We start from the raw sequence: 22,096 nt of genomic DNA, 5'->3' as shown, positions 1-22,096 counted from the left end.
GCTCCTTAGCTCACTCAGGGTGAGAAAGAAAAAACGAGACATACCAGCCCTCCTGTCGCAGACTGAAGTCTGGACAAAGATAAACTACGCGGCAAAAGACCAGCCTGCTGACTAGCAATCAGCGCCACGTAAAATTTAAAACAAGGGTAAAAGTAGAGAGCAGCTTGCGCTGCGAAAGACTACTACCCGCCAAATGGCAAGGTAGCAAGAGAAAATCTGTGCTTACATTGCCATATTGATTGAAAATCGACAACTATAACTGTCCACAGATGTGCTCCGAAAATGAGATGCGCGAACTTTAACATAGACTTTGTTTTGCAGGCAAGATGTTGCGATGCAAAATTTTATTTCTTTACGGCTTGCATGCGCTCTTTCAGGATGGCAGCAATTTCTCTTTGCTCCACTTCCACTGCGAAGTCGAGCGCGGTTAAACCCAGGTCATTCTTTAACGTGGGATCAGCGCCTTCTTCCAGCAAAAGATTGACGATAATATGCTTGCCCGAGCGGGCAGCCATCATCAGGGGAGTAGTTTTGTTTGGCGATTCAGCGTCTATGTAGGCTGATTTTTCCAGCAATAAGGCAACAATATCCTTGTTGCCGCCTGCCGCCGCATAGTGCAAGGCACACCAGCCGACTTGATTAATCTCGGCGCCACGCTCAACCACGGCCTTAACGAAGGGAAAATTACCAAGATAGCTGGCCAACATCAAGATGGTGTCGCCGTTACTGGCTCTGGCTTCAAGTTTGATATCTTTACGATCAAGCAAGGTTTGGAAGACTTTTTTTGAATCTTCACGCAAAGCAATCATCAACAAGGTTTCACCACGAATTGCTTCCGTTATATTTACACTCACACCACGTTGCAATAACTCTTTGACCTTATCGACCTGATCAAAGCGCACAGCAAAAATCAAAGCTTCCCGGTCGTCAGCAAATGCACAGGCAGAAGATAGCCACAATAATAAACAAGCCAGGCAACGCAGATGAAATTTTCTTGATGAGAAGAATGCAGATGACAAGGCTGTTTGCATATCAGACCTTAATGGGCAAATTGAAACAATTGGAAGAAATTTCTGGTCGTAGTCTCTTGCACTTCTTTGACAGAGATACCTTTTAAATCTGCCAAAAATTCACCCACATGTCGCACAAAACCAGGTTCGTTCATCTTGCCACGATGTGGCGCTGGTGCCAGATAAGGTGAATCAGTTTCTATCAAAATACGGTCCAGCGGCAAGGCTTTTGCCACTGCCTGCAAATCTTTGGCACTTTTGAAGGTGAGGATGCCAGAGAAGGAAATATAAAACCCCAGATCCACTGCCGCTTGCGCAACTTCCAGCGACTCGGTAAAGCAATGCATGACACCGGCCACACCACCCTGCGCTGTACCTGCGCCCTCTTCTTTCATGATGCGTATGGTATCTTCCGCTGCTGCCCGGGTATGTATGATCAATGGTTTGCGGCAAATGCGAGACGCACGGATATGCTGCCTGAAACGCTCACGCTGCCACTCCAGATCACCCTTCAATCTGAAATAATCGAGACCGGTTTCACCGATGGCAATGATTTTGTCGTGATCCGACAGCTTGACCAATTGCTCTGCTGTCGGTTCTTCTGTTTCTTCATAGTCAGGATGTACGCCTACGGATGCATAGATGTGCGGATACTGTTCCGCCAATGCCAGTACTTGTGGAAAATCGGGCAAATCAACCGAGACGCATAGCGCATGGGTCACCCCATTTTCCTGCATCTTGCTCAATATCTCAGGTAAACGCTCAGCCAGTTCGGGGAAATTGATATGACAATGGGAGTCAACGTACATGCTTGCTACTCTTAAGGAAATTTGATGCCATGATCAGTCAGCAAACTGAGGTCAAACCTCATTTTGCTGAAATCAATTGTAATACGGCTTGCGCCGAGACGTTGGCAGTGTCGCGCAAGAGGGAGTGATGCATATCGATGAAACGCTGTTTAAGGCGTTCCTGCAAGGCTTCGTCACTTAACTGCTGCCACAGGGCATCTGCCATCACATCTGGCCTGGCGGCAGATTGCAAAAATTCTGGCACCAGGAATTCACGCGCCAGTATATTCGGCAAACCTATCCAGGGCTGGTAACCCATATGGCGCAATATTTGCCATGAGGCTTCCATCATCTTGTAGGCAATCACCATAGGCTTTTTGAATAAAGCCACTTCCAGTGACGCAGTCCCTGATGCGACCAGTACTGCATCTGCGGCTGCAATGGCAGTATGCGAACGGCCATCAATCAGTAGCACAGGTACATTATCGAGTTTAGCCTCGACCACCAGCTTGATGTAATAACTGCGCTGTTTTTCGCCAGCCATAGGCACGACGATTTGCAAATGTGGGTCACGCTGGCACAGTATTTTGGCCGTCTGGATAAAGGCTTCCGTATTGTATTTGATCTCGGACATACGACTGCCCGGCAAGATCGTGACAACTCTGGCATTCTTGTCGAGGCCCAGTTCGTCCCTGGCTGCAGCCATGTCCGTTTCCATGGGAATGACTTGTGCCAGCGGATGACCCACATAAGTCACAGGTATACCAGCATTGCGGTATATCTCTTCTTCAAAGGGAAACACCACCAACATATGGGATACAGCTTCAGCTATCTTTTTGATGCGGCCACCACGCCAGGCCCAGATCGATGGACTGATATAGTGCATGGTGGGAATGCCGGCACGCTTCAACTGGATTTCCAGATCCAGATTAAAGTCTGGTGCATCGACACCGATGAAAACATCCGGTTTTTCCAGCAATAACTGTTCGCGCAATTGCTTGCGTATGCCGCTGATTTCACGATAATGCGCCAGCACTTCAAACAAACCGCGCACGGACAGTTTTTCCATGGGCCAGTCGTTAATAAAGCCATGTTCAGCCATGCGTGGGCCACCTATGCCGTGCATATGGGCATCAGGCAAGGCCGGGCGCAAGCCGGACAAGAGACGGTTGGCTAGCATGTCGCCTGAGGTTTCTCCGGCAACCATGGCAATGATGGGGCGATTAGCTTGAGTTGTCACAGCAGCTTAACGAACGATGCCGCGTGTTGCAGCGTCCAGGAAATGACGCATGGATTGCACGTGAAGTGCCGCATCTGCTTCCAGTTCAGCAATCTGTTCATCTATCGCTGCTTTGGCTTCTTCCAGGGTCAAACCGGATTTATAGATCAGCTTATAAGTTTGACGTATGGCTGAGATTTGTTCGCGGCTAAAGCCTCGACGCTTCAAACCTTCAACATTAATGCCATGCGCTGCTGCCGGATTGCCATTCAACATGACGAACGGCGGCACGTCCTGCAGCAAGGAGGTACCCATGCCGCACATCGCGTGTGCACCTATCTTGCAAAACTGGTGCACATTGGTAAAACCACCCAGTATCACCCAGTCACCTACGTGTACATGACCCGCCAAAGCGGCATTATTGGCGAATATGACGTTATTACCAACCTGGCAGTCATGTGCCAGATGCACATAAGCCATAATCCAGTTGTCGTTACCCAGGCGGGTTACGCCATTATCCTGAACCGTACCCAGATTGAAGGTGCAAAATTCACGAATGACGTTATTGTCACCAATTTCAAGGCGCGTAGGTTCACCCGCATATTTTTTGTCTTGCGGTGCGGCGCCTATGGATGAGAACTGGTAAAAAGTATTATTACGACCTATCGTCGTATGTCCTTCAATGACGACATGCGGGCCTATCCTGGTACCTGCCGCTATCGTCACATTGGGGCCGATAATGGAATATGCACCCACTTCAACCGTGCTATCCAGCTTGGCTTTGGGGTCAATCAGCGCGCTTGGGTGGATATGCATTATCTAGCCCTCCTTGGCTTCATCTTTCGTACGCATGGTGCACATCAATTCGCCTTCTACCGCCAATTGACCATCGACTGTTGCCCTGGCCTTGTATTTCCAGATACCGCGTGCGACCTTGATGATTTCAACTTCCATCTTCAACTGGTCACCAGGCTCAACTGGACGCTTGAAACGTGCGCCATCAATGCCGAGGAAATACACGATGGTGTTTTCATCAGGTTTTTGGCCCATGGTCAGGAATGAGAGGATGGCAGCAGTCTGCGCCATCGCTTCTATCATCAATACGCCAGGCATGACAGGTTTGTTCGGGAAGTGTCCATTAAAGAACTCTTCGTTTGCCGTGACATTCTTGATGGCGGTAATGGTTTTCCCATTTTCCCAGCTCAGTACGCGATCTACCAGCAACATAGGATAACGGTGGGGCAGGTATTCTTTGATTTGATTAATGTCCAGGCTATTCATGATCTTTTTCAGTCAGTGTTTTCATTGTTTTTTCGAGATAACGCATTTTTTCACGCATACCCGACAAATTGCGTACGATGGCAGCAGTTTTTTCCCAGTCGGCATTCTTTGCCAAGGGGTAGAAGCCTGTATATTGACCAGGTTCCAGGATGGAGCGCGATACCATGCTGGCAGAAGAAATATGCACATTGTCGACGATGGTCAGGTGTCCCAGCACCATGGCCGCGCCACCAAATGTGCAATATTTACCTATCTTGGCACTACCTGCCACGCCCACGCAGCCAGCCATCGCAGTATGCGCGCCTATGTGACAGTTATGGCCGATCTGTATCTGGTTATCCAGCTTTACACCTTCTTCTATGATGGTGTCGGCCAAGGCGCCACGGTCTATGCTGGTGTTTGCGCCGATTTCTACATCGTCACCAATCAGCACCCTGCCCGTTTGCGGGATTTTTATCCATTGGCCTTTTTCATTGGCAAAGCCAAAACCGTCTGCACCTATCACTGCGCCAGAATGGATGATGCAACGCTGCCCCAGAACACAATAGTCATAAATACTGACATTCGCATGGATCAGGCTGTTGTCACCTATCACCACGCCACGACCTATTACGGCGCCCGGTTTGATGACGACATGCTCGCCAATTACGGCTTCAGCATCGATACTGACATTGGCACCTATGCTGGCAGTTGCTGCCACGATTGCCAGCGGACTGACCCAGGCAGCGGGATGCACACCTACTGTTGCAGGTATCGCATTAAGCGAAGCAAAATATTGCGCCGCGCGGGCAAAGTACACATAGGGCTGCGGGACTATCAGGCAAATGCCGGCATAGTCTTTGCCAATTTGCTCAAAATCAGCCTGCGTCAATATCAATGCTGCGGCTTGTGTAGCGGCGGCTTGATGACGTAATTTGGGATTGGATAAAAAGGTAACATGCTGTTCACTGGCTTCACTCAGAGGAGCAATGCCAGTAACAGTAATATCAGGTGAACCAGTCAATTGACCACCGAAGCGATCGACCAATTCACCCAGCCGAATGCTTGCGGTCATAGGAATTATTTGGAGAGTGCTTTGAGAACTTTGTCAGTGATGTCGATACGGGCGCTGTGATAGACAGAATCTTGCAAGACCAGATCAATTTTTTCAACTTCTGCAATTTGCTTGATCACTTTTTGCGCACGTTCTACCAAAGACGCGATCTCTTCGTTCTGACGCTGATTCACATCTTCATTGTAAGAACGCTGCTTGCGTTTGAAAGTCTGGTCCAGTTCGGTAATTTCACGCTGGCGAACCACACGGTCAGCTTCTGACAATAAAGGCGCATCTTTTTCATACTTTTCAGCAGTCGCCTTCAATTTTTTTGCCAGGCTTTCCAGTTCTTCGCCACGTTTTTGAAATTCGACTTTCAGCTTGGCTTCTGCCGCTTTTGCAGGCACGGATTCACGCATCACCCTTTGAGAATCAAAGATGGCTATTTTGGTGTCCTGCGCCTGAGCTTGAGCAACGCTGAAAACGCAAGCCGCACAAACCATCAAGCGTTGCAACAATTTGGTCGGGGTAGTATGTTGACTCAAAATAATCTCCGTAACACGTACTAAAACAAAACACAGCCAAACATAAGAAATTAGAACCCTGTTCCCATCTGGAACTGGAAGGTTTGTTTCTTATCGTCTGCCTTGGCATTCAAGGCTTTACCAAAGCTGAGCTTCAATGGGCCAACTGGTGATATCCAGCTTATACCGATACCGGCAGAAAAGCGTAAGTCTTTCGCCCGGATTTTTTGACCTTCATCAAATACATTGCCGCCATCCACAAAAGTGAACCAGCGCAAAGACTTATCAGCCCCTGGGAAAGGAATCTGCAATTCTACATTAGCCAGCAAGCGGGTTGCACCACCCAAAGCATCGCCATTTGGATCTTTGGTTCCCAAAGAAGATGGCTCATAGCCACGTACCGAGCCTATACCGCCAGCATAAAAGTTCTTAAACAGTGGATAAGGCTTGCCACCAAGGCCATGACCGTAGTCAATTTCACCGTTCAAAGCCAGAACGATGGAGCGATAAACGGGCTGGAATAATTGTGCATTATAAATCGCACGATAATATTTAAAGCTGCCTACAGCCGCCAATTCGAGGTTGGCACGTTGATAACGACCTATCGTCGGCGTCAATACGCTATCACGGCTATCCCTTTGCCAGGCTGCGGTCAATGGGAAAGAATTGGTTACTGCCTCACCAATACCATAGTCTATCGCCGTCGTATCTTTGGAGCCAGTGCCATAATCAGCAACATATTTCAGGTAACGATATGGACTGCCGTAGTAAGTTTCAACCTTGGTGCGCTCAAAGCCAAGACCAAAGAACACGGTATCAACTTCAGAGAATGGCACACCAAAACGCAAAGCACCACCAGTAGTCTGGATTTTATAGTCACCAATACTACCAATAATCGGACGCGTGGTACGAATATACGCTTCCACATTGCGGCTCACGCCATCATCCGTGAAGTATGGATCAGTGTGAGAAAGAGCAATCGTACGATTCTGACGACTAGTGTTGATATCCAAACCTATCGTGTCACCACTGCCAAAGGCATTGGCTTGCTGGATCGAACCTGTCAGCGTCAGTCTTTCTGCACTGGAATAACCAGCACCAAACATCAGGTTACCGGTAGGTTTTTCAGTCACAGTCAGGTTGACGTCAACTTGATCAACACTGGTAGGTACTTCAGGCGTTTCTATCGTGACATCTTTAAAGTAACCAAGGCGCTCTACACGGTCGCGTGAAGTCTTGATTTTTTCACCGTCATACCAGGAGCTTTCAAACTGGCGGAATTCACGGCGGATAACTTCATCACGGGTGCGGGTATTACCAGCCAGATTGATACGGCGCACATAAACGCGCTTACCTGGGTCAACAAAGATGGTAAATGCAACTTCTTTCTTTTCTTTATTCAGGGTAGGATTTGCATTCACGTTAGCAAAGGCATAACCGAAATTACCCATGCGTTCAGAAATGCGCTTGGTGCTTTCCGTCAGACGAGCTGCATTATAGACATTGCCTTTTTTGAGCAACAGCAAAGAGGCTAGCTCCTCTTCCCTGCCCATGGTGTCACCTTCAAGCTTGATATCGGAGACAGTATATTTATCGCCCTCATCAATATTGATGGTGATGTAGATATCTTTTTTATCTGGTGTAATGGAAATCTGGGTGGACAAAATCTGCATTTCCAGATAACCACGGTTTTGATAGAACGAACGCAAAGTCTCGATATCGCCAGACAGTTTTTGCTTGGAATATTGATCAGCCTTGGTGTACCAGGTAAACCAGCCAGGTGTCGTCAAGGTCAGCAAATCACGGATTTCACCGTCAGAAAAATCTTTATTGCCAATAATATTGATTTGAGCAATCTTTGCCACATCACCTTCATCCACGGCAAAAGTGACGTTCACACGATTACGTTCTATCGGCGTGATGGTGGTTGTGATTTGCATGCCATACAAGCCCTTGGACAGGTATTGGCGCTTGAGTTCTTGTTCGGCACGGTCAACTGTTGCCTTATCGAAAATACGTGATTCACCGACGCCTATGTCTTTCAAGGCTTTGACGAGTGCATCTTTTTCAAATTCTTTAGTACCGGTGAATTCTACACCGGCAATAGTAGGACGTTCTTCCAGCAAGACGATCAAGACACCGTCTTGTACTTCTATCTGAACATCCTTGAAGAAACCCGTTGCATACAGGGATTTGATCGCAGTGGTACTTTTTGCGTCATCAAATTGTTCGCCGACTTTTACTGGCAAATAACTAAATACAGTACCAGCTTCTGTCCGTTGCAAGCCTTCTACACGTATATCCTTGACGGTGAAGGGCTCAATCGCGAGTGCGTTTCCGGTGCAAAGTGCCAGTGCAGCCAAAGATAAAGCATGACGACGAAAATGGGCTAAAGTGAACTGCTCTATATGTAATTTCATTGGGTATAAATTTCTTTCAATACTCTCAATATTGCTATCTGAAATGAGTTTCTGCCATCAAGCCAGCTATTATGGCACTAGTCGGGCAATGTCATTAAAAAAAGCTATTGCCATCATCGTCAATAGCAAAAAAACTCCGGCGCGCTGCCCCATTTCGACGTAACGGTCTTGCAAAGGTTTCCCCGTTAAAACTTCCAGCGAATAATACAACAAATGCCCCCCATCTAAAACCGGTATTGGTAGTAAATTCATCACGCCAAGACTAATACTGATTACCGCAATGAAACTGAGGTAGGTAATCAAGCCAGTTCTGGATGTTTGCCCGGCATAGTCAGCGATAGTCAAAGGTCCGGTTATATGCTTCAAAGAAACACTGCCCGTTAACATTTTCCCCATCATTTTCAGGCTGAAGATGCTGGTGTCCCAGGTTTTTTCAACTGACTTAATGAGTGCTTGCAGCGGGTTTGCCTGCACTATCGTCATTTCATATGTGACAGGCTGCAGTTTTACTTTCATCAGCCCTACTGTTTGCCCATTAGTTTCCTGGCTTACAGGGGTGACTTCCACCTCAAATTTCTTCCCCTTCCGTTGAGCCAATAGCTTCAACGGTTTATCGGGATTGGCGTTGACGATTTGCCGGAAATCTATGACATCAAGCAAAGGTTTTTGTCCAATTTCCAGAATGCGGTCACCAACCTGCAAGCCTGCCCGCATTGCAGGGCTATCCGGCAAAAAATCCTCCAGCACAACCTCAGCACTACCAGCAAGATTCAAGCCAAGATGCAGCAAAATATCTGCATCGGCTTCTCTGGAGGATAGTTGTTGAAGAGGAATTTCTATGGAAAGTGGCGTATTGTCACTGCCTTGCCCGGAATGAGCACGCTGCACTTCCAATACCGGATTACGATTATTGACACCAGCCTGCATCATTTTCCAGCGAAATTCAGACCAGCTTTGTATCTGCTCACCATTAAAGGCCGTAATCAAGTCGCCGTGACGCAGACCCGCCTTGTAGGCAATAGAAGACTCGGAGCCAACACGCGCTTTGGCAACAGGCTCAGGCACGCCATGTACAAACAAAACCGTATAAAGAAAGATGGCCAATAAAAAATTGGCTATCGGGCCCGCAGCAACGATGGCGATACGCTTCCAGACCGATTGATGACAAAATTCACGGGACAACTCGGCAGGATCAATATTGTCAGCGCCCATTTCACGGACATCCAGCATTTTGACATAACCACCCAGCGGCAATATGGAGATTGCCCATTCCGTTTGATCTTTACCCAGGCGTTTTGAGTAAATGATTTTCCCCATACCCAGAGAAAAGCGCAAAACCTTGACGCCACACCAGCGTGCGACGATATAGTGCCCAAATTCATGGATAGTGACCAGTATGCCCAAGGTCACAAGGAAGGCCAGTGCGTTTTGCAGCCAGGTCATAAGGCGATCATAGCCTCAGCAACACGACGCGCCTCTGCATCACAGGCAAGTATACTTTCCAGGTCTGGCGCCTCTGTTGCCACCACCTTGCTCAGTGTATGCTCTATGACCTGATTGATCATGCGGAAGCCTATTTTCTTATCCAAAAACGCTTGGACAGCGATTTCATTACTTGCGTTCAATATAGTTGCAGCAGACTTGCCTTCTTTCAAGGCATCATAAGCTAATTGCAGACAAGGGAAGCGCTGGAAATCTGGTTTGATGAAATTCAGACTGGCGACTTTCAGCAGGTCTAGCGGTGCAACTCCAGAAGCTATGCGTTCTGGATAAGCCATGCCATAGGCGATAGGTATGCGCATGTCCGGGTTACCCATTTGTGCGATCACAGAGCCATCAGTATAAGACACCATGGAATGAATCACGCTTTGCGGATGGATGACTACTTCTATCTGCTCTGCTGGCGTTGCAAACAACCAGTGTGCCTCGATGACCTCCAAGCCCTTATTCATCATCGTTGCTGAATCGACAGAGATTTTTCGCCCCATGACCCAGTTAGGGTGCGCTACGGCTTGTTCAGGCGTCACATCGTCCAGGGTATTCACGTCTCTGTTCAAGAATGGCCCACCAGAGGCGGTCAGCAATATCTTGTGTATGCCATGCTGCCCTGGTTGACGATTGTAATTGCCAGGCAGACACTGGAAAATGGCATTGTGTTCACTATCGATGGGCAACAGGGCAGCGCCGCTGTCTTTAATGGCATCGATGAATAACTGGCCAGACATGACGAGTGCTTCTTTATTCGCCAGCAATACCTTCTTGCCCGCTTTTGCTGCAGCCAGAGAAGCGGGCAAGCCAGCCGCACCTACAATAGCGGCCATCACGCTGTCACACTCGCTGGCGCTGGCAACGGCACACAAGGCTTCAGGGCCAAACAGTATCTGGATTTGAGGTAAATGTTTTTCTTTTAATAGAATTGCCAGTCCGTCAGCAGCCTGCGCTGTACCAACTACTGCAACCTGAGGCAAAAACTGTGCACATTGCTCAGCCAGTTTTGCTACCTGGGTATGTGCAGTCAGTGCAAAAACACTGTAGCGATCAGAATGACGCGCGACGACATCCAGTGTCGATACGCCTACTGAGCCCGTAGACCCCAATATGCATAATTGCTGTTTTTTTTGCATTTATTTTATCGCCACAAGTCCACTAAGGCTGCCAGAGGAAGCACAGGTATCAATGCATCTATCCTGTCAAGTACACCGCCATGGCCAGGCAACAGGTTGCTACTGTCTTTCATGCCAACGCGACGCTTTAATGAAGATTCAAACAAATCACCCACTACGCTGGCGGCAGTAATCAAAGTCATGGCACAAACAAAGATGAGCCAGCCTTTTCTGGCAAGCAATTGCGCAGTAAAAGTATTTTCCAGCGCGGGAATAAAGCTGGTCGCCGCGGCCAGTATCAATACGCATATCCAGCCACCGATAGCGCCCTCCCACGATTTACCGGGAGAAATTGTCGGGGCCAGTTTGCGCTTGCCAAAAGCTTTACCAGAAAAATAGGCGCCGATATCGGCAATCCAGACGATTGCCATGACAGAGAACAAATACATCGGTGAACGCTGGAAGAAAACAGCAATCGCGACGAAGCAGGCAAAAATACTGATACCATATAAAGTGCTCAGCATGCCGCTGGAAAAATTATGAGTCTCTGGCAAACCTCTGGCCAGCGTGGGAACCAGTCTGAAAGCCCAGAATGCCGTACTTAACGCAAACAGTAAGGGATGCGAGAAATCTGCCAGATGGAATAAGCAATACACCAGCAAGCCTACCCACAACGCAGCCATGATGATGGGACCGGGTTTTTTGAATAATCGCTGACATTCCCACATCGCAGCAGCAAAAAAAGCGACAGCCATTACAGAAAATGCATAGAAATTGGCCGAATACAGTACTGGTAGCAAAATGGCCAACAGAACCAGAGCAGTCAGAACACGGGTTTTAAGCATTACTTGCTTTCTTGCTGGGCAGATTGTTCGGTTACTTGCGCACTGGTCCGTCCAAAGCGACGTTCGCGGTTTTGATAAGATGAAATGGACAAGTCCAGAGCAGCCGCGTCAAAATCAGGCCAGAACGTATCTGTAAAATACAACTCACTATACGCCAGTTGCCAGAGCAGGAAATTGGAAATGCGTGTCTCGCCGCCGGTACGGATAAACAAATCCGGTTCAGGCGCATAGGCCATAGACAGATAAGCGGCAAGCTGGTCTTCTGTCATTTCCTGATCAGCCTGCCCTGCTGCCACACGCTCTTTTTGCAAACGGTTCATGGCCTGCATGATGTCCCAGCGCCCGCCGTAATTGGCGCAAATGGTCACGGTCAAGCCTTGATTACTGGCAGTTTTTTGCTCTGCAGCAGCTATCATGCTTTGCAGTTGCGGGTCAAAGCGCGTGAGGTCGCCAACCACTTTCAGACGTATATTATTAGCGTGCATTTTCGCCACTTCTTTTTCAAGAGCGGTCACAAACAAACGCATTAATAATGACACCTCTTCGGCAGGGCGACGCCAGTTTTCTGAGCTGAATGCGAAAAAGGTCAGGTAAGAAATACCGCGGCGGGCACAGGCTTCAACGATGCCCCTGACCGCCTCAACGCCCTTTACATGCCCGGCGACACGCGGCAAAAAACGCTTAGTTGCCCAGCGCCCGTTGCCGTCCATGATAATTGCGATATGTTTAGGAATTGCGCCAACTGCCGGAATTTCCTTGGTGGAACTTGTATGGGTCATGTAAATCCAGAATGTGTTGATACGCGGGCGACGACTTATACTGTCAACACTTCTTTTTCTTTGTCAGCCAGGAGCTTGTCCACTTCGGCAACAAACTTGTCTGTCAATTTCTGGATGTCATCTTGGGCACGACGCTCATCATCTTCCGAGCATTCTTTTTCTTTCAGTAACTTTTTCAGCGACTCATTAGAATCACGACGGATGTTGCGTATCGCGATCTTGGCGCTCTCGCCTTCAGTCTTGACCAGTTTGACCATTTCCTTGCGGCGCTCTTCTGTCAGCGGCGGAGTTGGCACACGAATCAACTCACCCTGAGATGACGGGTTCAAACCCAGATCAGCATCACGGATGGCTTTTTCAATAGCGTTCAACATCTTCTTTTCCCAAGGCTGCACGCCAATCGTGCGGGCATCGATCAAAGTAACGTTGGCAACCTGGGTGATGTGGGTAGGTGTACCGTAATAATCAACCTGGACATGATCCAGAATGCCGGTGTGGGCACGGCCAGTACGTACTTTAGACAAATCTGCCTTTAAAGTCTCGATAGACTTTTGCATACGCTGGTCAGAACTTTTTTTAATATCTGCTACGCTCATAGCGCTCTCCTGTACATCTGGGCACGAGCGACGGGTCTTGCCGCGCTCCTTGCCGAATTAATATGAAACAATCCAAAGTGCAGGATTATACGTGCACTAAGGTGCCTTCGTCTGCCCCCAGGATGACATTCTTCAATGCACCTGGTTTAATTATGGAAAATACCTTGATAGGCAGTTTCTGGTCGCGGCAAAGAGCAAAGGCAGTTGCATCCATGACTTGCAGGTGACGAGCAATGGCCTCATCAAAAGAAATCGTTGTATAACGTGTCGCTGTGGCATCTTTTTTAGGATCAGCGGTATAAACGCCATCAACCTTGGTCGCTTTCAGGACGATTTCAGCGCCAATTTCAGAACCGCGCAAAGCAGCGGCTGTGTCGGTAGTAAAAAAGGGATTACCGGTACCTGCAGCAAATACAATGACTTTACCCTCTTCCAGATATTGCAAGGCTTTAGGACGCACATAAGGCTCAACGACCTGGTCAATGGCGATTGCTGACATGACACGTGAAGTCAAACCGACCTGACGCATCGCATCCGATAATGCCAAAGCATTCATGACCGTGGCCAGCATACCCATATAGTCAGCAGTAGCCCTGTCCATGCCTTGCGCTCCAGGTGCCACGCCACGGAAGATGTTACCGCCACCGATAACGATGGCCAGCTCTACACCCATTCTTGATACTTCGGCCACATCGGCCACCATGCGCTCTATCGTCGCACGGTTAATGCCAAACGGATCATCGCCCATCAGGGCTTCGCCAGAGAGCTTCAAGAGCACACGCTTGTAAGCAGGTTTTGTCATGATAGGACTCCTTCTGGTAGTTTAAATAGTTTTAAAAAATGCATACTGGATGAAGCAGCCTGGATAAGGCACCTCAATGACCATTTGATTTGTAAACTAGCCCGGTCAGGCAATACACAAAGCAAATGGAGCACCATCCGCTCATATTTACACCTGAATACACAAATTTGATGCTCAGACACAAATACTTACAATCGCTGGATTTAAAAAAACGGGCCTTTCGGCCCGTTTTTTTATTTCGCCAATTACGCTTGTTTTGCTGCGGCCACTTGCGCGGCCACTTCTGCGGCGAAGTCATCTTGCTTCTTCTCAATGCCTTCACCAACGACGAACATGGTGAATGCCTTGACAGTTGTATTAACAGATTTCAACATCTGCTCAACTGTTTGCTTGTCGTTCTTAACGAATGTTTGATTCAGCAAGGAAACTTCTTTCAGGAATTTCTGTACGGAACCTTCAACCATTTTTTCAGCGATATCTGCTGGCTTGCCAGATTCTGCTGCTTTCAAAGCTGCTACAGAGCGCTCTTTTTCGATCAACTCAGCAGGAACCTGATCAGAAGACAGGGATACTGGTTTCATCGCAGCGATATGCATCGCTACGTCTTTACCAACTTGCTCATCCGCACCGTCAAATTCAACAACCACACCGATACGTGTACCGTGCAGGTAAGAAACCAGTTTAGCCGTTGTATCAAAACGGACAAAGCGACGGAAAGACATGTTTTCGCCGATTTTACCAACCAGTGCTGCGCGCACTTCTTCAACTGTTTTGCCGTCCAGTGGCAACGCACCCAAAGCTGCGATGTCAGCAGGGTTATGCTCAGCGATCAATTTTGCACAAGTATTTGCCAGCGCCAGGAAATCATCATTCTTGGTCACGAAGTCTGTTTCGCAGTTAACTTCGATCAGGGAACCAACATTGCCAGCGATGTGAGATGCGACAACACCTTCTGCAGTAATACGGGAAGATGCTTTGGAAGCTTTGCTACCCAGTTTTACACGCAGAATTTCTTCCGCACGGTCCATATCGCCTTCTGCTTCTGTCAGCGCTTTTTTGCATTCCATCATTGGCGCATCTGTTTTTGCGCGCAGTGCACCTACCAAAGCTGCTGTAATCGCCGCCATGTCATTCTCCTAGTTCAATGGTGTTTAAAGAAACACCGATATCAAATTTTGTTTAAAAAAAAGGGCGAACGACTGTTGCCCCATTTTTTGTTTCAAGCCGCCACAGCAGCTTGAAACCATGTGCCAGAACAGGCTATTAAGCTTGCTCTACTTCTACAAACTCATCAGAACCTGGCTTAACAGCTTCCAAAACTTCGTTCACTGCGTTTGCACGGCCTTCCAGGATGGAGTCGGCAACACCGCGAGCATACAAAGCGATTGCTTTGGAGGAGTCATCATTACCAGGGATGATGTATGCAACACCTTCTGGGGAGTGGTTAGTATCAACCACGCCGATAACCGGGATACCCAGTTTCGCAGCTTCAGTGATTGCACCTTTGTGGTAACCAACGTCAACCACGAAAATTGCATCAGGAACGCCGCCCATATCCTTGATACCACCGATGGATTTTTGCAGCTTGATCATTTCGCGCTGGAACATCAGAGCTTCTTTTTTGGACAGTTTCTCAACGGAGCCGTCTTCGATGGAAGCTTCCATGTCTTTCAGGCGCTTGATAGATGTTTTGACTGTTTTGAAGTTAGTCAACATACCACCCAACCAGCGCTGATCAACGAAAGGCATGCCAGCACGTTGTGCTTCTGCTGCGATGATGTCACGGGATTGACGCTTAGTGCCAACCATCAACACTGTGCCGCGATTGGAAGACAATTGACGGATGTACTTCATCGCGTCCTGGTACATTGCCAGGGTTTTTTCCAAGTTGACGATATGAATCTTGTTGCGATGGCCGAAGATGTACGGTGCCATTTTTGGATTCCAAAAACGGGTTTGGTGACCAAAGTGCACACCAGCTTCCAGCATTTCACGCATTGTTACAGACATAATAACTCCAGGGTTAGGTCTTGAATCCAGCCAGTGATCTGAGCGGCTTAATAGTTGCAATAGCTACCTTAATAACTATCAAAACCAAGCGCTGCAAGACACCCTTTTCGACCGGATTCGATTGATAAAATATAAATTAGCAAGTACCGCATTTCTATACATCTACAAGCTAACCATCTATTCTACTATGAAAACAGTATTTTCCTCAAGTGCTGAGATTAAGAAGTCAGTGCAGGAGCGCTGTCAGGGCAATACGGTACGGCCTTTCATAGACTATAATTCCGGTTCTGCAACACTTTCGCAATTTTACTCAGATCAAGACTTTAGCTGGTAAGCGAACCTGGCCGCCAGGCAAAAATGTCGGGCCATGTCATGTATTCGCTATGCAAGTCTTGGCAAACGACAAGAAAACGTATGGAAGCTATCACTATAAAGACGCCGGAAGATATCGCCGGCATGCGCATTGCCGGTAAATTGGCCTCGGAAGTCCTCGATTACATCACGCCTTTTGTCAAAATTGGTATAACGACTGGTGAACTTGACCGTTTGTGTCATGAATTCATGACTAATGTGCAAGGCACCATCCCTGCTCCATTGAATTATTGCCCACCGGGTTACACGCCTTATCCAAAAGCCATTTGCACATCAGTGAATGATGTTATTTGCCACGGCATACCTGGAGACAAGGTCTTGAAAGATGGCGACTCAGTCAATCTGGATATTACCGTCATCAAAAATGGTTACCATGGTGACACCAGCCGTATGTTCTTGCTGGGTGAACCGTCCATACTATCCAAACGCCTGAATGCGATTACTTATGAATGCATGTGGTTGGGTATCGATAAAATCAAACCTGGCGCGCATCTTGGCGACATAGGCCATGTTATTCAGCAGCACGCTGAACGTGCAGGCTACAGCATCGTTCGTGAATTTTGCGGCCATGGCATAGGCAAAATTTTCCATGAAGCACCACAAGTTATGCATTACGGTAAACCTGGCACTATGGAGAAGCTGTTGCCTGGGATGATTTTCACGGTAGAACCCATGGTTAACGCTGGCCGCCGTGATATCAAGGAAATGCCTGACGGCTGGACCATCAAAACCAAGGACCGCAGCCTGTCGGCCCAGTGGGAGCATACTGTCCTGGTAACGGAAACCGGTTATGAAGTGCTGACATTGTCGGCAGGCTACCCGCCTATCCCGGATTTCATCAAACTCGCTTAAGACCCTGGTCACATGCAGACACCGGCACTCTCTTTCAAGGAAGAATTGAAATCAGCGCAACTGATCGTCATTAATGCGTTCAAGGAAAATCATAAGGCAGAACAATTGCTACATGATTTGTGCCGCAATGTCGATCAGCAACTCAGCAAAATCTGGCGTCATTTTGAATTTCCGAAAGAAGCGGCACTGGTCGCTGTTGGCGGTTATGGTCGTGGCGAATTATTCCCCTATTCCGACGTTGATGTGCTGATTTTGTTACAGCAAAGGCCGGATGCTGTCTTGCGTGAAAAATTGGAAAAACTGGTGCAACTCTTCTGGGACATCGGTCTGGATATTGGTCACAGCATACGCACAATAGATGAATGCCTGCAAGAATCCGCTGCCGACATCACCGTACAAACCAGCCTGCTGGAAGCACGTCTGGTAACAGGTAGCCGCAAATTGTTCAAGGAAATGCAGCAGCAATATGCGGAAGCCATGCAGCCGCAAAAATTTTTCCAGGAAAAGCTCCTGGAGCTGCAACAGCGCCACGTCAAATATGAAGACACGCCCTATAGTCTGGAACCTAATTGCAAAGAAAGCCCGGGCGGGCTCAGGGATTTGCAAGTCATACTCTGGGTGGCTAAAGCTGCTAATCTGGGTAACTCATGGCGTGAACTGGCTGAGCGTGGCCTGATAACAGATGTCGAAGCCCGTCAGTTAAAACGCAATGAGCGTGCTTTTAAAGACATACGCATACGACTGCATATCCATGCAGGCCGCCGTGAAGATCGCCTCATTTTTGATGTACAGACACCGATAGCAGAAACCTTTGGATTCAAGACTACAGAATCCAGACGTGCCAGCGAATACCTGATGCAACGCTATTACTGGGCTGCCAAGGCTGTTACGCAACTCAATACTATATTGCTACAAAATATTGAAGCAGTATTATTTCCACAGCCCTCGGTACCACGGCCCATCAATGAGCATTTCAATGAGGTGAACGGCTTCATCGATATCGCCAGAGATGATACCTTTGAAGCAAATCCATCGACCATACTGGAAGTTTTTCTAGTCATGGCCAGACACACCGAACTCAAAGGCATGACGGCCAGGACGTTGCGTGCCCTCTGGCATGCGCGGCTGTTGATTGATGCTGAATTTCGCCATGACATCTTCAATCGCTCTCTATTTCTGCAAATTCTGCAATCGCCGCAAGGGATCACCCATGCGTTGCGCCGCATGAATCAAATGAGCATACTGGGTCGCTACCTGCCGAATTTCCGTCGCATCATAGGACAGATGCAACATGATCTGTTTCATGCCTACACAGTAGATCAGCACATCCTCATGGTCGTGCGCAACCTGCGCCGCTTCACCATGCCCGAGCATGCGCATGAATACTCATTTTGCAGCCAGTTGATGGCGAATTTTAATCAACCCTGGGTTTTGTATATCGCAGCTTTATTTCACGATATCGCCAAGGGGCGCGGTGGCGACCATTCACTGCTGGGCATGGCAGATGCCAAGAAATTCTGCTACGACCATGGCCTGAGCAAGGTCAATACCGAATTGATTATCTTTTTGGTAGAAAAACACCTGACCATGTCGCATGTGGCACAAAAACAGGATTTATCTGATCCTGATGTAGTGCAAAATTTCGCCAATCTGGTCAAGGACGAACGTCATTTGACGGCCCTGTATTTGCTGACAGTATCTGATATTCGTGGCACCAGCCCCAAAGTCTGGAATGCCTGGAAAGGCAAGCTGCTGGAAGACTTATACCGCATGACCTTACGCGTGCTGGGTGGCGAAACACCAAGCAAGGACAGGGAGTTAAAGAATCGTCAGGAAGAAGCGCTGAAAGCCTTGCGCCTGTATGGTCTGGCACCTGATGCGCATGAAAAATTCTGGCAGCAACTTGATGTCGCATACTTTCTGCGCCATGACGCATCTGATATCGCCTGGCAAACACGTGCCTTGCATGACCGCATAGATAGCCAGATACCAGTGGTGAAATGCCGGCTATCGCCCATAGGTGAAGGTTTGCAGATTACAGTCTACGTCAAAGATCAGCCCGACTTGTTTGCACGCATCTGTAATTATTTTGACGGCAAGAATTTTGGCATTCTCGATGCAAAAATTCACACCAGCAAAAATGGTTACGCTCTCGATACTTTTCTGGTGATAGAACCTGCTTTTGCCAATAATTACCGTGACATCATTAATTTGATAGAGCACGAACTGACAGAAATTCTGACTCGTCAGACACCATTGTCACCACCAAACCGTGGACGTTTGTCACGGATGTCGCGCACCTTCCCTATCGTGCCTACGGTGGATTTACGGCCAGATGATCGTGGTCAGTATTATTTACTGTCCATCTCTGCCAATGACAGAAATGGCTTGTTGTATGCGGTGGCAAATATACTGACCAAGTATAAAATCAATTTACATACAGCCAAAATCATGACTCTGGGAGAAAGAGTGGAAGACGTTTTCATTGTTGATGGCCAGGCCCTGCAAGGTGCCCGCAGCCAGATACAGTTTGAAACTGACTTGCTGGATGCCCTAAGAATTTAAGCTCTATCGAACGCAGTACCGCAACCGAATAATCAAAACCCTTGCCTGATTCGCAACAAGCCCCAGGCAAGCCTACTCTAAAAGCATCATGACTGAACTTGTACGACTCTCCAAACGCATGTCCGAACTTGGCCTTTGCTCCCGCCGTGAGGCCGATGAATGGATAGCGCGCGGCTGGGTCAGAGTTGACGGCAAAGTCATCTCGGAACTGGGTAGCAAAGTACTACCCCATCAAAAAGTAACAGTGGAAAGGCAGGCTGCCGCCGAGCAATCGAAACGCGTCACTGTCCTTATCAACAAACCGGTAGGCTATGTCAGCGGTCAGGCTGAAGATGGCTACACGCCAGCAATCGCCCTGATCAAGCCAGAAAACCGCTGGACAGAAGATGAAGTCGATACCCAGTTCCACCCTACTCAATTGCGTAGTCTGGTACCGGCTGGCCGCCTGGATATCGATTCAGTCGGTTTGCTGGTATTGACCCAGGATGGTCGTATCGCCAAGCATTTGATAGGCGAAACCACGGTGGTGGAAAAGGAATATCTGGTACGGGTGCAATACGGTAAACCTGGGCGTTTGCCAGATGCAGATCTGCGGCGCCTGAATCATGGCCTGTCACTGGACGGCAAGAAACTGCTACCCGCCAAAGTCACCTGGCAGAATGAAGACCAGTTGAATTTCATCCTGCGCGAAGGCAAGAAGCGCCAGATCAGGCGCATGTGTGAAATGGTAGGCTTGAAAGTCATAGGTCTGAAACGTGTACGCATAGGTAAGATCAAACTAGGTAAATTGCCAGAAGGTCAGTGGCGCTATCTGCGTGAAGACGAGCAGTTCTAATTTACATCTTAAAAAAACAAAAGGGGCAAGAACCAACATTCTTGCCCCTTTTGTTTTGAAATCAATAACTCAATCGTCGTCGTTAGGGTCAAGTTCCGGGAACAAGACTTCAGTAAAACCAAATTGTGTCAGATCGCGTATGCGCATGGGATACAAAATGCCATTCAGATGATCGCACTCATGTTGCACGACGCGGGCATGGAAGCCATCTACGTCACGTGAAATTCGTGTGCCGAACTGATCAAAGCCTTCATACCGCAGAGCACTCCAGCGCGGCACCAGGCCTCGCATGCCTGGCACAGACAAACAGCCTTCCCATGCGTCATCAGTCTCTTCAGACAAGGGTGTCAGTACAGGATTGATGAGCACTGTCTCAGGCACAACAGGTGCATCAGGGTAACGTGGATTATTTTTGAAACCAAAAATCACCAGTTGTAAATTCACACCAATTTGCGGCGCTGCCAAACCAGCGCCATTGGCAGCAATCATGGTCTCGAACATATCCTTGATGAGCTCATGCAATTCTGGCGTATCAAACGCAGTGACTTGCTCAGCAACTCTTAATAGTCGGGCATCGCCCATTTTCAGGATAGGATGAATCATGGTGCACCAGATGTTTAATGAATGTAATAAATGATTTTCATATAAATACGGCCAGATTCTGTCTGGCCGTATTTTAGTATTACTTATTTCAGGGACTGCAGATATTCAGAGAACTCTGCGCTGGTTTCTTTATGCTTCAAACCCAGGGCAACACTGGCCTTCAGATAACCCAGTTTGGAGCCGCAGTCATAACGCGTTGCATTGGGACGGAAGGCATAGACAGGAAAGTCCTTCAGCATGGCCGCAATGCCGTCAGTCAATTGAATCTCACCACCAGAGCCTTTACCCAGAGTTTCCAGATAAGAGAAAATGCGACCAGACAAAATATAGCGGCCAACTACCGCCAGAGTCGACGGGGCAACGTCAGGCATAGGCTTTTCTACTATACCCTGCACTCTTTCCAGGCTATCAGTGTAAGGTGTACCACTGACGATACCGTATTGACGGGTAAATTCACGCGGCACGTTTTGTACAGCAATAATGCTGCCACCTTCTGCTTCATACTGACGCGCCATCTGCGCCATGACAGAAGGTTGACCAACATCCGCATCCATCAAATCATCCGCCAGCAAGACCGCAAAAGGATCGTCGCCAATTACTGGACGCGCGCACAATACCGCATGGCCCAAACCCAGAGCTGCTGTCTGGCGGATATAAATGCAGTTGATGTTCTTGGGAATAACGTTCCTGACCAGATCCAGCAAGGCTTCTTTGCCCGCTGCTTCCAGTTCGCTTTCCAGTTCATAAGCCTTATCGAAATGATCTTCGATCGCCCGCTTGTTTCTACCCGTGATAAATACCATCTCTGTAATGCCAGCCTCAACCGCTTCTTCAACCGCGTATTGGATCAAAGGCTTATCTACAATGGGCAGCATCTCTTTTGGTTGCGCTTTCGTCGCAGGCAAGAAGCGACTACCCAAACCAGCCACGGGAAATACGGCTTTTTTAATTTTTCTCAT

Annotated in this window: 21 protein-coding genes; 3 read left to right on the top strand and 18 right to left on the bottom strand. The window is 48.1% G+C overall.

Translation table 11 applies throughout. The features are described 5' to 3' along the window. Positions 1–344: 344 nt before the first annotated feature. From AC07OI_RS08205 to rpsB, 16 genes are all read right to left on the bottom strand, one after another. On the bottom strand, positions 345–1,019 hold the full coding sequence (locus AC07OI_RS08205) for an ankyrin repeat domain-containing protein (protein WP_495256863.1): 675 nt from the start codon (positions 1,017–1,019) through the stop codon (positions 345–347). Between the two features lie 20 nt (positions 1,020–1,039). Beyond that, the gene (locus tag AC07OI_RS08200) at positions 1,040–1,819 is read right to left on the bottom strand and encodes a TatD family hydrolase (RefSeq protein ID WP_492704331.1); all 780 of its coding nucleotides are present in this window, start codon (positions 1,817–1,819) and stop codon (positions 1,040–1,042) included. Between the two features lie 58 nt (positions 1,820–1,877). Next, positions 1,878–3,038 carry a lipid-A-disaccharide synthase gene (gene lpxB, locus AC07OI_RS08195; protein ID WP_492704330.1) on the bottom strand — a complete coding sequence of 387 codons (1,161 nt, stop codon included), beginning with the start codon at positions 3,036–3,038 and terminating at the stop codon, positions 1,878–1,880. A gap of 6 nt (positions 3,039–3,044) precedes the next feature. Beyond that, the gene (gene lpxA, locus AC07OI_RS08190; protein WP_492704329.1) at positions 3,045–3,833 is read right to left on the bottom strand and encodes an acyl-ACP--UDP-N-acetylglucosamine O-acyltransferase; all 789 of its coding nucleotides are present in this window, start codon (positions 3,831–3,833) and stop codon (positions 3,045–3,047) included. Positions 3,834–3,836: 3 nt separating this feature from the next. Further along, positions 3,837–4,298 carry a 3-hydroxyacyl-ACP dehydratase FabZ gene (fabZ, locus tag AC07OI_RS08185; RefSeq protein ID WP_422949882.1) on the bottom strand — a complete coding sequence of 154 codons (462 nt, stop codon included), beginning with the start codon at positions 4,296–4,298 and terminating at the stop codon, positions 3,837–3,839. Continuing rightward, complete coding sequence (gene lpxD / locus AC07OI_RS08180) at positions 4,291–5,352, bottom strand: UDP-3-O-(3-hydroxymyristoyl)glucosamine N-acyltransferase (protein ID WP_495256862.1); 1,062 nt, start codon at positions 5,350–5,352, stop codon at positions 4,291–4,293. The genes fabZ and lpxD overlap by 8 nt, the downstream gene beginning before the upstream one ends. A gap of 5 nt (positions 5,353–5,357) precedes the next feature. Continuing rightward, on the bottom strand, positions 5,358–5,876 hold the full coding sequence (locus AC07OI_RS08175; RefSeq protein ID WP_492704327.1) for an OmpH/Skp family outer membrane protein: 519 nt from the start codon (positions 5,874–5,876) through the stop codon (positions 5,358–5,360). Positions 5,877–5,926: 50 nt separating this feature from the next. Further along, a complete protein-coding gene (gene bamA / locus AC07OI_RS08170) occupies positions 5,927–8,275 on the bottom strand; it encodes an outer membrane protein assembly factor BamA (protein WP_492704326.1) in 2,349 nt (782 codons plus the stop codon). A gap of 69 nt (positions 8,276–8,344) precedes the next feature. Beyond that, the gene (rseP, locus tag AC07OI_RS08165) at positions 8,345–9,718 is read right to left on the bottom strand and encodes an RIP metalloprotease RseP (RefSeq protein ID WP_495256861.1); all 1,374 of its coding nucleotides are present in this window, start codon (positions 9,716–9,718) and stop codon (positions 8,345–8,347) included. Then, entirely contained in the window at positions 9,715–10,899 is a 1,185-nt protein-coding gene (gene ispC / locus AC07OI_RS08160; RefSeq protein WP_495256860.1) for a 1-deoxy-D-xylulose-5-phosphate reductoisomerase, read from the bottom strand. The genes rseP and ispC overlap by 4 nt, the downstream gene beginning before the upstream one ends. Positions 10,900–10,904: 5 nt before the next feature. After that, positions 10,905–11,723, bottom strand: a complete 819-nt coding sequence (locus AC07OI_RS08155; protein ID WP_492704323.1) for a phosphatidate cytidylyltransferase — start codon at positions 11,721–11,723, stop codon at positions 10,905–10,907. Next, positions 11,723–12,502, bottom strand: coding sequence for an undecaprenyl pyrophosphate synthase (uppS, locus tag AC07OI_RS08150; protein WP_495256859.1), 780 nt, complete (start codon positions 12,500–12,502; stop codon positions 11,723–11,725). The genes AC07OI_RS08155 and uppS overlap by 1 nt, the downstream gene beginning before the upstream one ends. Positions 12,503–12,537: 35 nt before the next feature. Next, positions 12,538–13,098 carry a ribosome recycling factor gene (gene frr / locus AC07OI_RS08145; protein ID WP_110253515.1) on the bottom strand — a complete coding sequence of 187 codons (561 nt, stop codon included), beginning with the start codon at positions 13,096–13,098 and terminating at the stop codon, positions 12,538–12,540. A gap of 85 nt (positions 13,099–13,183) precedes the next feature. After that, positions 13,184–13,900 (bottom strand): UMP kinase, encoded by a 717-nt coding sequence (pyrH, locus tag AC07OI_RS08140; RefSeq protein ID WP_162041352.1) that lies wholly within the window; start codon positions 13,898–13,900, stop codon positions 13,184–13,186. A gap of 245 nt (positions 13,901–14,145) precedes the next feature. Then, positions 14,146–15,027: a translation elongation factor Ts gene (gene tsf, locus AC07OI_RS08135; RefSeq protein ID WP_492704321.1), complete on the bottom strand. Its 882-nt coding sequence runs from the start codon at positions 15,025–15,027 to the stop codon at positions 14,146–14,148. A gap of 136 nt (positions 15,028–15,163) precedes the next feature. Continuing rightward, positions 15,164–15,910 carry a 30S ribosomal protein S2 gene (gene rpsB / locus AC07OI_RS08130; protein WP_110253518.1) on the bottom strand — a complete coding sequence of 249 codons (747 nt, stop codon included), beginning with the start codon at positions 15,908–15,910 and terminating at the stop codon, positions 15,164–15,166. A 414-nt stretch (positions 15,911–16,324) separates the two neighbouring features. Here rpsB and map point away from each other — a divergent pair, with 414 nt between their 5' ends. From map to AC07OI_RS08115, 3 genes are all read left to right on the top strand, one after another. Next, positions 16,325–17,134 carry a type I methionyl aminopeptidase gene (map, locus tag AC07OI_RS08125; RefSeq protein ID WP_492704320.1) on the top strand — a complete coding sequence of 270 codons (810 nt, stop codon included), beginning with the start codon at positions 16,325–16,327 and terminating at the stop codon, positions 17,132–17,134. A 12-nt stretch (positions 17,135–17,146) separates the two neighbouring features. Next, entirely contained in the window at positions 17,147–19,699 is a 2,553-nt protein-coding gene (locus AC07OI_RS08120; RefSeq protein ID WP_495256858.1) for a [protein-PII] uridylyltransferase, read from the top strand. Positions 19,700–19,787: 88 nt separating this feature from the next. Continuing rightward, complete coding sequence (locus AC07OI_RS08115; RefSeq protein ID WP_492704318.1) at positions 19,788–20,534, top strand: pseudouridine synthase; 747 nt, start codon at positions 19,788–19,790, stop codon at positions 20,532–20,534. Between the two features lie 69 nt (positions 20,535–20,603). Here AC07OI_RS08115 and def read toward each other — a convergent pair whose 3' ends face one another. Both def and galU read right to left on the bottom strand, forming a co-directional pair. After that, the gene (def, locus tag AC07OI_RS08110) at positions 20,604–21,137 is read right to left on the bottom strand and encodes a peptide deformylase (protein WP_495256857.1); all 534 of its coding nucleotides are present in this window, start codon (positions 21,135–21,137) and stop codon (positions 20,604–20,606) included. Between the two features lie 83 nt (positions 21,138–21,220). Continuing rightward, on the bottom strand, positions 21,221–22,096 hold the full coding sequence (gene galU, locus AC07OI_RS08105; protein ID WP_495256856.1) for a UTP--glucose-1-phosphate uridylyltransferase GalU: 876 nt from the start codon (positions 22,094–22,096) through the stop codon (positions 21,221–21,223).

This window comes from Undibacterium sp. GW821-FHT07F11 (assembly GCF_059418665.1).
This window is presented reverse-complemented; position numbering and strand designations above follow the sequence as displayed.